Source organism: Phenylobacterium ferrooxidans (assembly GCF_042714595.1).
In the GTDB taxonomy this organism is placed as follows: domain Bacteria; phylum Pseudomonadota; class Alphaproteobacteria; order Caulobacterales; family Caulobacteraceae; genus Phenylobacterium; species Phenylobacterium ferrooxidans.
The window spans coordinates 1-2,512 of the sequence record NZ_JAOTJD010000086.1 but is presented as its reverse complement, the minus strand read 5'-3'; the positions used below and the strand labels follow the sequence as shown (position 1 = coordinate 2,512).

The window sequence follows — 2,512 nt, the reverse complement described above, 5'->3', positions numbered from 1 at the left end:
CCGCCGCCGGAAGGCGCGGGCGCGCCGCCCACCGGGTCGCCGGTCTGGATGCGCTTGAGCGCCTCCTCGGGCCCAGGCAGGTCGGCGGCATAGGCCAGGCGGATCAGCGCCATGTCCACCGCCGCGGCCGGGTCCGGAGACCGACGCACCTCGTCATAGGCCCGCAGCAGCATCTGCCACATCCGCGACAGGGTGCCCGCCGAGACCGCGGCGCCGATCGCCGCCAGCCGGCCGGCCTGTTCGCGCGGCATGATCAGGGCGTGGGCCCCGATGGCCTTGGCCACCGAGGCGGAATGGGCGTGCTCCAGCAGGTCCAGCATCACCTGGCCCGGGTCGGCGCCGTAGCCGTAGAGGGTCCGGAAGGTCTCGATGGCGGGGCCGGGCTCGCCGCGCATGGTCTGCTCGAACAGGGTGATGGTCTGCGCCCGGTCGGCCAGGCCCAGCATGTCGCGGATCAGGGTGGCCGGCACCGTCTGGCCGGGCTCTCCCTGGACGATGGCCTGGTCCAGCATCGACTGGGCGTCGCGCACCGAGCCCTCTGCGGCGCGGGCGATCAGCAGCAGGCCCTCGGCGTCGACGCGGACGCCTTCAGCCTCGGTGATCATCTCCAGGTTCTTGACGATCACGTCGGGCTCGACCCGGCGCAGGTCGAACCGCTGGCAGCGCGACAGGATGGTCACCGGCACCTTGCGGATCTCGGTGGTGGCGAAGATGAACTTCACATGCGGCGGGGGCTCTTCCAGGGTCTTCAACAGGGCGTTGAAGGACGAGGTGGAGAGCATGTGCACTTCGTCGATGATGTAGACCTTGTAGCGCGCCTCGACGGGGGCGTAGCGCACCCCGTCCAGCAGCTCGCGCATGTCCTCCACCTTGGTGCGGCTGGCGGCGTCGAGCTCCAGCACGTCCATGTGCCGCCCCTCGATGATCGCCTTGCAGTGCCGGCCCTCGTCGCGGAGATCCAGCGTCGGCTCGTGGATGGCGTCGGTCTCGTAGTTCAGCGCCCGCGCCAGCAAGCGGGCCGTGGTGGTCTTGCCCACCCCGCGCACCCCGGTCAGCATGAAGGCGTGGGCGATCCGGCCGGTGGAGAAGGCGTTCTTCAGCGTCCGCACCATGGCTTCCTGGCCATAGAGGTCGTCGAAGGTGCGGGGCCGGTACTTGCGGGCGATGACGGTGTAGGCGGCCGAGGTCTCTTGCGGAGGCGTCACCGGCGCGGGCGGCGGCGCGCCGAACATGTCCTCGGTATTGGGATCACGCTCGGGCGTTTCTGGATCGGGCGAGAGATCTTCGTCGGCCATGCGCCCCGCGCCGTTGGCGCTTTGTAGAGATAGGATGGGTGGAGACCGAACGACGACCCGGAGCGAAACTCGTTGCGGCTGCTTCCTTCCGGACCTGACCGGGTTGGCGAGGCGTCCGCCCGTCGCCGATCTCCACCCCCTATATCGCGAGCTTGAGGCTCGCGCGCAAGCTTGGGCGACGCTAAGAGAGCGTTCATGGCTCTTTCTTCCTTCCAGAACACCTTCGCCGGAAACCCCCTGAACCGCGCCAGCGAGCGCAGGAAGGACGATGACTGGCTGAACGCCCAGCTCAAATCCGACGACTCCCTCGGGATCGCCCTCTGGAACGGCAAGCCCCTGGTGGAGAACAGCAAGGAGGGCGGGGTCCAGATCGCCTACCTGCCGGCCAGGATGGTGTCCGAGCTGGCCGGCGGGGCTGAAACCCTGCTGTTCATGGGCCTCTGGAAGGAGACCGCGGTCTTCGCCGTCGACCTGGACGGGGGCGCAGACCCCTGCGACGGGCCGCTGCAGGGTCTGGGACGATTCGAAGACCTGCGGGCGCTCGCCACCCGCCTGCCCCACACCGACGCCGCCATCCTGGCCACGGCCAAGCAGATGTTCGAATGGCGCCGCCGTCACAAGCACTGCGCCAACTGCGGCGAGCCGTCCCTGGTGGCCGAAGGCGGCTGGAAGCGCGCCTGCCCCGCCTGCAAGGCCGAACACTTCCCGCGCACCGATCCGGTGGTGATCATGCTGGCCGTCCATGGCGAGCGCTGCATGCTGGGCCGCCAGGAAATCTGGCCGGCCGGCATGTTCTCCTCCCTGGCCGGGTTCCTGGAGCCTGGCGAGACCATCGAGGAGGCCTGCGCGCGCGAACTGCACGAGGAGGCGGGGCTGAAAACCTCGTCGGTGACCTACCACTCCACCCAGCCCTGGCCCTATCCGTCGTCCCTGATGATCGGCCTGATCGCCCAGGTGGAGGACGACGACGCCGCCCCTGACCAGACCGAGCTCTCCGAGGTCCGCTGGTTCACCAAGGAAGAGGCCCGCACCCTGCTGGCCGGCAAGCTGCCCAACACCTTCGCGCCGGGGCCCATGGCCATCGCCCACCAGCTCATCAAGGCCTGGGCGGAGAGCTGAATCCTCGAGATGCTCCCCTTCTGGGCAGGGCTATCGCATATGACCGAGCATTGAGAAGAGGAAGGCGTCATCCCATCCGGCCCGCTTGATTTTGGTCT

General features: G+C 68.8%; 2 protein-coding genes and 1 other RNA gene. 1 reads left to right on the top strand and 2 read right to left on the bottom strand.

What is annotated here, in order from left to right; all coding sequences use genetic code 11:
• Together OCL97_RS22530 and ffs are read right to left on the bottom strand one after the other, a co-directional pair.
• A partial coding sequence (locus tag OCL97_RS22530; protein WP_377371937.1) for a DNA polymerase III subunit gamma/tau occupies positions 1 to 1,295 on the bottom strand: 1,295 nt, incomplete at its 3' end.
• A 36-nt stretch (positions 1,296 to 1,331) separates the two neighbouring features.
• Positions 1,332 to 1,430, bottom strand: an RNA gene (gene ffs, locus OCL97_RS22525) — signal recognition particle sRNA small type.
• A 60-nt stretch (positions 1,431 to 1,490) separates the two neighbouring features.
• Here ffs and nudC point away from each other — a divergent pair.
• Complete coding sequence (nudC, locus tag OCL97_RS22520; protein WP_377371936.1) at positions 1,491 to 2,414, top strand: NAD(+) diphosphatase; 924 nt, start codon at positions 1,491 to 1,493, stop codon at positions 2,412 to 2,414.
• The last annotated feature ends 98 nt before the right edge of the window (positions 2,415 to 2,512 follow it).